The sequence below is a fragment of the Mesorhizobium sp. M2A.F.Ca.ET.039.01.1.1 genome, from assembly GCF_003998035.1.
In the GTDB taxonomy this organism is placed as follows: Bacteria; Pseudomonadota; Alphaproteobacteria; order Rhizobiales; family Rhizobiaceae; genus Mesorhizobium.
In genome coordinates, this window is record NZ_RZRY01000375.1 from 1 (window position 1) to 6,260 (window position 6,260).

At 64.3% G+C, this 6,260-nt stretch carries 8 protein-coding genes; 6 read left to right on the forward strand and 2 right to left on the reverse strand.

Annotated elements, in window-relative coordinates; all coding sequences use genetic code 11:
- Positions 1-805 (forward strand): aminotransferase class I/II-fold pyridoxal phosphate-dependent enzyme (locus tag EOA24_RS24180; protein ID WP_127410136.1); only part of this gene is annotated, 805 nt, incomplete at its 5' end.
- Positions 806-847: 42 nt separating this feature from the next.
- Here the strand turns inward: EOA24_RS24180 and EOA24_RS24185 are convergent.
- Positions 848-1,333, reverse strand: coding sequence for a MarR family winged helix-turn-helix transcriptional regulator (locus tag EOA24_RS24185; RefSeq protein WP_126078338.1), 486 nt, complete (start codon positions 1,331-1,333; stop codon positions 848-850).
- Positions 1,334-1,480: 147 nt separating this feature from the next.
- On the opposite strand from EOA24_RS24185, the gene EOA24_RS24190 reads away from it, so the two are divergent.
- The 3 genes from EOA24_RS24190 (at position 1,481) to EOA24_RS24200 (ending at position 3,839) form a co-directional block, all read left to right on the forward strand.
- Positions 1,481-1,762, forward strand: a complete 282-nt coding sequence (locus EOA24_RS24190) for an acylphosphatase (RefSeq protein WP_127410137.1) — start codon at positions 1,481-1,483, stop codon at positions 1,760-1,762.
- Positions 1,763-1,978: 216 nt separating this feature from the next.
- Positions 1,979-2,626 carry a TetR/AcrR family transcriptional regulator gene (locus EOA24_RS24195; RefSeq protein WP_126078340.1) on the forward strand — a complete coding sequence of 216 codons (648 nt, stop codon included), beginning with the start codon at positions 1,979-1,981 and terminating at the stop codon, positions 2,624-2,626.
- A gap of 49 nt (positions 2,627-2,675) precedes the next feature.
- Complete coding sequence (locus EOA24_RS24200) at positions 2,676-3,839, forward strand: isovaleryl-CoA dehydrogenase (RefSeq protein ID WP_126078341.1); 1,164 nt, start codon at positions 2,676-2,678, stop codon at positions 3,837-3,839.
- A 17-nt stretch (positions 3,840-3,856) separates the two neighbouring features.
- Here the strand turns inward: EOA24_RS24200 and EOA24_RS24205 are convergent, their stop codons facing one another.
- On the reverse strand, positions 3,857-4,249 hold the full coding sequence (locus EOA24_RS24205) for a hypothetical protein (RefSeq protein ID WP_126078342.1): 393 nt from the start codon (positions 4,247-4,249) through the stop codon (positions 3,857-3,859).
- A gap of 245 nt (positions 4,250-4,494) precedes the next feature.
- Between EOA24_RS24205 and EOA24_RS24210 the strand changes: the two genes are divergently transcribed.
- Together EOA24_RS24210 and EOA24_RS24215 are read left to right on the forward strand one after the other, a co-directional pair.
- The gene (locus tag EOA24_RS24210; RefSeq protein ID WP_126078343.1) at positions 4,495-6,102 is read left to right on the forward strand and encodes a carboxyl transferase domain-containing protein; all 1,608 of its coding nucleotides are present in this window, start codon (positions 4,495-4,497) and stop codon (positions 6,100-6,102) included.
- Positions 6,103-6,104: 2 nt separating this feature from the next.
- Positions 6,105-6,260 (forward strand): macro domain-containing protein (locus EOA24_RS24215; RefSeq protein ID WP_189354181.1); only part of this gene is annotated, 156 nt, incomplete at its 3' end.

Genomic DNA, 6,260 nt, shown 5'->3' on the forward strand with positions numbered 1-6,260 from the left:
TATGTATGTCGCGCCGGGCGATGCGGTGGTGACCTCGCTCGGCGCCTACCCCACTTTCAATTTCCACATCGCCGGCGTCGGCGGCCGGCTGGTCACGGTGCCTTATGCCAACGACAAGGAGGATTTGGACGGGCTCCTCGCCAAGGTCGTCAGCGAAAAGGCGCCGCTGGTCTATCTCTCCAATCCCGACAATCCGATGGGAAGCTGGTGGGAGGCGCCGGATGTCGTCCGCTTCATCGAAGCGCTGCCGGAAACCACCATGCTGGTGCTGGACGAAGCTTATGGTGAGCTTGGCCCGGCCACGGCGCTGCCGGCGATCGATGTCGCGCGGCCGAACGTCATCCGCATGCGCACCTTCTCCAAGGCTTACGGCCTGGCCGGCATACGCTGCGGCTACGCCGTGGCGGAGGCCGAGGTGATCCGCGACTTCGAGAAGATCCGCAACCACTACGGCGTCAGCCGCATGGCGCAGATCGCCGGTCTCGAGGCGCTTGCCGATCAGGATTACCTGCGCACGGTGGTGGCGCGCGTGGCGGCTGGCCGCGAGCGCATTTCGACCGTCGCCAGGCAGAACGACCTGAAACCGTTGCCGTCGGCGACCAATTTCGTCACCATCGACTGCGGCCGCGACGGCGCCTTCGCGCTGAAGGTGATGCAGGGCCTCTTGTCGCGCGACGTGTTCATCCGCAAGCCGATGGTCCCCAGGCTCGACCGCTGCATAAGGGTCAGCGTCGGCCTCGACCACGAGCTCGACATCTTCGCCGAGGAATTGCCGGGCGCGCTCGCGGCAGCGCGGGGGAACTGACCGGACCCCAGCCCCTGCTTCCCAGGGAGCTAATTGGGCGATTCACAGTCCCGCGGCTGCCAGCAGACGCGTCACGCGGTTCAGCGCATCGGAAAGCTCAGCGGCTTGCCCGTTCTCGAGCTTGACGATCAGGCGGGCGAGATCGCGGTTCGTCGTTGCCTCGAGATCGGCCAGCGCGGCCTTACCCCGCTCGGTCAGCGCAAGGACGGGCGGCCCGTTCTCCGGGTCGTCGCGCATTTCAGCCAGCCCCGTGGCAGTGAACCTCCGAAGCACCCGCATGAGATAGGCGGGGGCGAGGTTGAGTTCTCCAGCCAGTTCGGATGCCACCGGCGCGAGGTCGAGATGAAACATGCGCGCCAGCAGACCAGCCGGTCCAACGGGTCTAGGCTTGCACCCGAGCTCGAACAGCAGGCGGGCTTCGACCAGCGTGTAGGGGCTCTGCATCAAGGTCTCATCGAGCAACCCCACCAGCCCGGTATAGAACCGGTTGAAGCGACGAATCTCATGGACCAGGGCTTCATGCGGCATGCCGACCCTCCTCGGAGACATTACATCCGATAATTTCCTTGTTGGTTGACTGAGTCAATTATTTAATCGCCATACCACCCATCCTTTGAACCGGTTGCATTTGCCCGTTCGCGCTCCAGATTGATGGGGAAGATTCTGGAGCGGACGATGCAAGGTGAGCAAAAAGCCGTTCGGGTGCGTGTTTCCGGTACGGTGCAAGGCGTGAGCTACCGTGTCTGGACGCGCGGCGAAGCCCTGCGTCTCGGGTTGACGGGTTGGGTGCGCAACGAGCGCGACGGCTCGGTCACCGCTCTGATTGCCGGCGCCGATGTCGCTGTCACGGCGATGACCGAACGTCTGTGGCAAGGGCCGCGTGGCGCGCTCGTCTCGAAGGTCGAGATCGAGGAAGCGGGCGACGACGCGCCCGTGGATTTCAGGATTGTCGTGTGAGTTGGTCTCTCCCCCCTTGAGGGGGAGATGGCCGGCAGGCCAGAGGGGGTCGTCTCACGTAGGTCTCCAGCGTGGGCTTCTTGCCGCAAAGGGCGTTGGCGCTTCACGCGAGACGACCCCCTCTGTCGCCTTTGGCGACATCTCCCCCTCAAGGGGGGGGAGATTTGGCGCTTGAATTAATTGAACGTTCGTTTTATTAGTGCTGCTGGAGGCGAAATGGCGCGCACCACAGGCTCAGACGGGGAAAAGACCGAGGCGGCCGTCCGCGAGGCGGCGGTCAGCCTGATCGCGCGGCTGGGCTATGAGGCGATGTCGATGCGGCAGCTGGCGGCTGAGGTCGGCGTGCAGGCGGCAGCGCTCTACCGTTACTTCCCCACCAAGGAAGATCTGCTTTTCACCTTGATGCGAGAGCATATGGAGGGTCTGCTCAAGGCTTGGGACGCGGCGCGGCCGTTAAGTGCCGATCCGGTCACCCGGCTTGCCGCCTATGTCGAGAACCATATCGCCTTCCACATCGAGCGGCGCCACGCCACCCATGTCTCCAACATGGAATTGCGCAGCCTGTCGCATGAAAGACTGACGCAGATCCTCAAGATGCGCACAGCCTATGAGAAGGAGCTGCGCACGATCCTGCGCGACGGCGTGGAAGCAGGCGCGTTCGAGATCGACGATACGGGCCTGACCGCCATGGCGCTGATCCAGATGATGACCGGCGTGATCGTCTGGTTCCGTCCGGGCGAACGGCTGTCGCTCGCCGAAGTCACGGCATCATATCTTTCGATGACAATGCGCCTGGTCGGCGCGACAATCAGCCATGGCACCGCGCGTCCTTCCGGGCGAGCCGGGAACGCCGTGGCACTCTGATACGGGCATGATCCCCGCGAAGACCGGGGCGTGCGCAGGGAGGAACGGCATGTACACGAACACGCTCAGCTTCGGACTTGATCCCGACATCGAGGCGTTGCGCGACACTGTACGGCGCTTCGCTCAGGACAGGATCGCGCCGATCGCGGCGGAGATCGACCGCTCCAACGAGTTTCCCGCGCATCTGTGGGGCGAGCTCGGCGCGCTCGGCCTGCTCGGCATCACCGCCGATCCTGATTTCGGCGGAACCGGCATGAACTATCTCGCGCATGTCGTGGCCATGGAGGAGATTTCGCGCGCATCGGCTTCTGTCGGCCTCTCCTACGGCGCGCATTCCAACCTTTGCGTCAACCAGATCAATCGCTGGGCCACGCCGGCGCAGAAGGAGAAATACCTGCCTGCCCTCTGCTCGGGCGAAACCGTCGGCGCGCTGGCGATGTCGGAACCGGGCGCTGGCTCCGACGTGGTGTCGCTCAGGCTGCGCGCCGAAAAGCGCAATGACCGCTATGTGCTCAACGGCTCGAAAATGTGGATAACCAACGGCCCCGACGCCGGAACGATGGTGGTCTACGCCAAGACCGATCCGGAGCGCCATTCGCGCGGCATCACCGCTTTCATCGTCGAAAAGACTTTTGCCGGCTTTTCGGTGGCGCAGAAGCTCGACAAGCTCGGCATGCGCGGCTCCAACACCGGCGAGCTCGTCTTCGAAAATGTCGAGGTGCCGTTCGAGAATGTGCTGCATGAGGAAGGGCGCGGCGTCGAGGTGCTGATGTCGGGGCTCGACTATGAGCGGGCAGTGCTTTCCGGAGGCCCCATCGGGCTGATGGCGGCCTGCCTCGACGTCGCCGTACCTTACGTGCATGAGCGCAAGCAGTTCGGCCAGCCGATCGGCACGTTCCAACTGGTGCAGGGCAAGCTCGCCGACATGTACACGACGATGAATGCCGCGCGGGCTTACGTCTATGCGGTGGCGGCCGCCTGCGATCGCGGCGAGACCACGCGCAAGGACGCCGCCGGCTGCCTGCTCTTCGCGGCCGAGAAGGCGACGCAGATGGCACTCGACGCGATCCAGCTGCTCGGCGGCAACGGCTATATCAACGATTACCCGACGGGACGGCTGCTGCGCGATGCCAAGCTCTACGAGATCGGCGCCGGCACCAGCGAGATCCGCCGCTGGCTGATCGGCCGCGAGATCATGGCGGAGGGGGCGTGATGCCCCTCTCCGCCATCTCAGCCGAACGCCTTGGGCAGGTCGTCGGTTGGCTTGGCGACGATCTGATGCGCGTCGCGCCACAGGATCTCGCGCTGACGGGCCGCCGTGATCGGGCGCACCGGCAAACCACCCTCTTCGATCAGCCAGGCGCAATAACGCGCACGACTGATCGCTTCCCTGGCGTCCGGATGGAACCAGCAGATGCCCCAGATCGAATTCCGGCGCTTGAAATGCCGGCCGACCCGGCCTGGAATGGGCAGATGCCGGTTGAACCAGTCGAACTGATCGTCCAATTCGTCATGGATCCAGTCCGGGCATCCGTTCCGGTACAGGTACCAGGACGCGTGGAAGAAGCCGGTCTCCACCCGGCTGTTCGGATGGATCAGCGGCGTTACAAACCGCAAATACATGATGACACCCACAGCGCCTGCGGGCGCCGTGTTCCTCTTGCTCAGATTCGGGACGTGGACAGCCGCCCTTCGGCGGCGTCAGGCCATGGCCGAAGGGAGACATCTGGTGAAACGCATATCCATGCTTTCCATCGTCGCCTCTTGAGGGTGTCATACGTACAAAAGATGCCACGGTTGGCACGCTGCATCCGGGCGCGGGCTGTTACACTGGTTCCGCTACGGCATCAAGAGGTGTGAGGAACAAATTGGCCACCCTGCAAACCCAGATCTCCCCCTCCTCCGACATTTTCCGCGCCAATGCCGAACGCATGCGGGCGCTGGTCGACGACATTTCCGAGAAGGCGGCAGGCGTCGAGCGCGGCGGCTCCGACGAGGCGCGCGAACGCCATGTCTCACGCGGCAAGCTTCTGCCGCGCGAGCGGCTGGCACAGCTGCTCGACACCGGCTCGCCCTTCCTCGAGGTCGGCCAGTTCGCGGCCTGGTCGATGTATGGCGAGGACATTCCGTCGGCCGGCATCATCACCGGCATCGGCCGGGTCGAGGGCCGGGAGGTGATGGTCGTCGTCAACGACGCGACGGTGAAGGGCGGCACCTATTATCCGCTGACGGTGAAGAAGCATTTGCGCGCGCAGGAGATCGCGCTGCAGAACAACCTCCCATGCGTCTATCTGGTCGACAGCGGCGGCGCCAATCTGCCGAACCAGGATGAAGTCTTCCCCGACCGCGAGCATTTCGGCCGCATCTTCTACAACCAGGCCAACATGTCGGCGGCGGGCATCCCGCAGATCGCCTGCGTGATGGGCTCCTGCACGGCGGGTGGCGCCTACGTGCCGGCGATGTCGGACGAGACGATCATGGTGCGCAACCAGGCGACCATCTTCCTTGGCGGCCCGCCGCTGGTGAAGGCGGCGACGGGGGAGGATGTCAGCGCCGAGGAGCTCGGCGGCGCGGACGTCCATACCAGGCTTTCCGGTGTCGCCGACCACTACGCCATGGACGACGAGCACGCCCTGGCCATTTGCCGGCGCATCATCCGGAATCTGAATCGGAACAAGGCCCTGAGCCTGAATCTGCAGAAGCCGATCCAACCGCTTTACGATCCGCAGGAACTCTACGGCATCGTGCCGACGGATCTGCGCCAGCCCTATGACGTGCGCGAGGTGATCGCGCGCCTTGTCGACGGTTCGGAGTTCGACGAGTTCAAGCAGAATTACGGCACGACCTTGGTCACCGGCTTCGCGCATCTGCACGGCATGCCGGTCGGCATCCTCGGCAACAACGGCGTGCTGTTTTCCGAAAGCGCGCTCAAGGGCGCGCATTTCATCGAGCTCTGCTGCCAGCGCGGCATTCCGCTGGTCTTCCTGCAGAACATCACCGGCTTCATGGTGGGGCGAAAATACGAGGCCGGCGGCATCGCCAAGGACGGCGCCAAGCTGGTCATGGCCGTCGCCACCGCCAAGGTGCCGAAGCTCACCGTCATCATCGGCGGCTCGTTCGGCGCCGGCAATTACGGCATGTGCGGCCGCGCCTATTCGCCCCGCTTCCTATGGATGTGGCCCAACGCGCGCATCTCGGTGATGGGCGGCGAGCAGGCAGCCACCGTGCTTGCCATGGTCAAACGCGAAGGCATCGAGCGCAAGGGTGGTGAATGGAGTGCCGAGGAGGAAGCCAAATTCAGGAAGCCGATCCTGATGAAATACGAGCATGAGGGCCACCCGCTCTATTCCTCGGCGAGGCTCTGGGACGACGGCATCATCGATCCGGCCAGAACCCGCGACGTGCTGGCGCTCAGCCTCTCCGCGGCGCTCAATGCCGGCATCGAGGACACGAAGTTCGGCGTGTTCAGGATGTGACGATGGGTGCTCTCGGCGACAGGATCCGCATCCACACCGGCGACATCACCCGACTCGTGGTGGATGCCATCGTGAACGCAGCGAATTCCTCATCGCTCGGCGGTGGCGGCGTCGACGGCGCCATCCACCGCGCGGCCGGGCCGGAGCTGGTTGCCGAG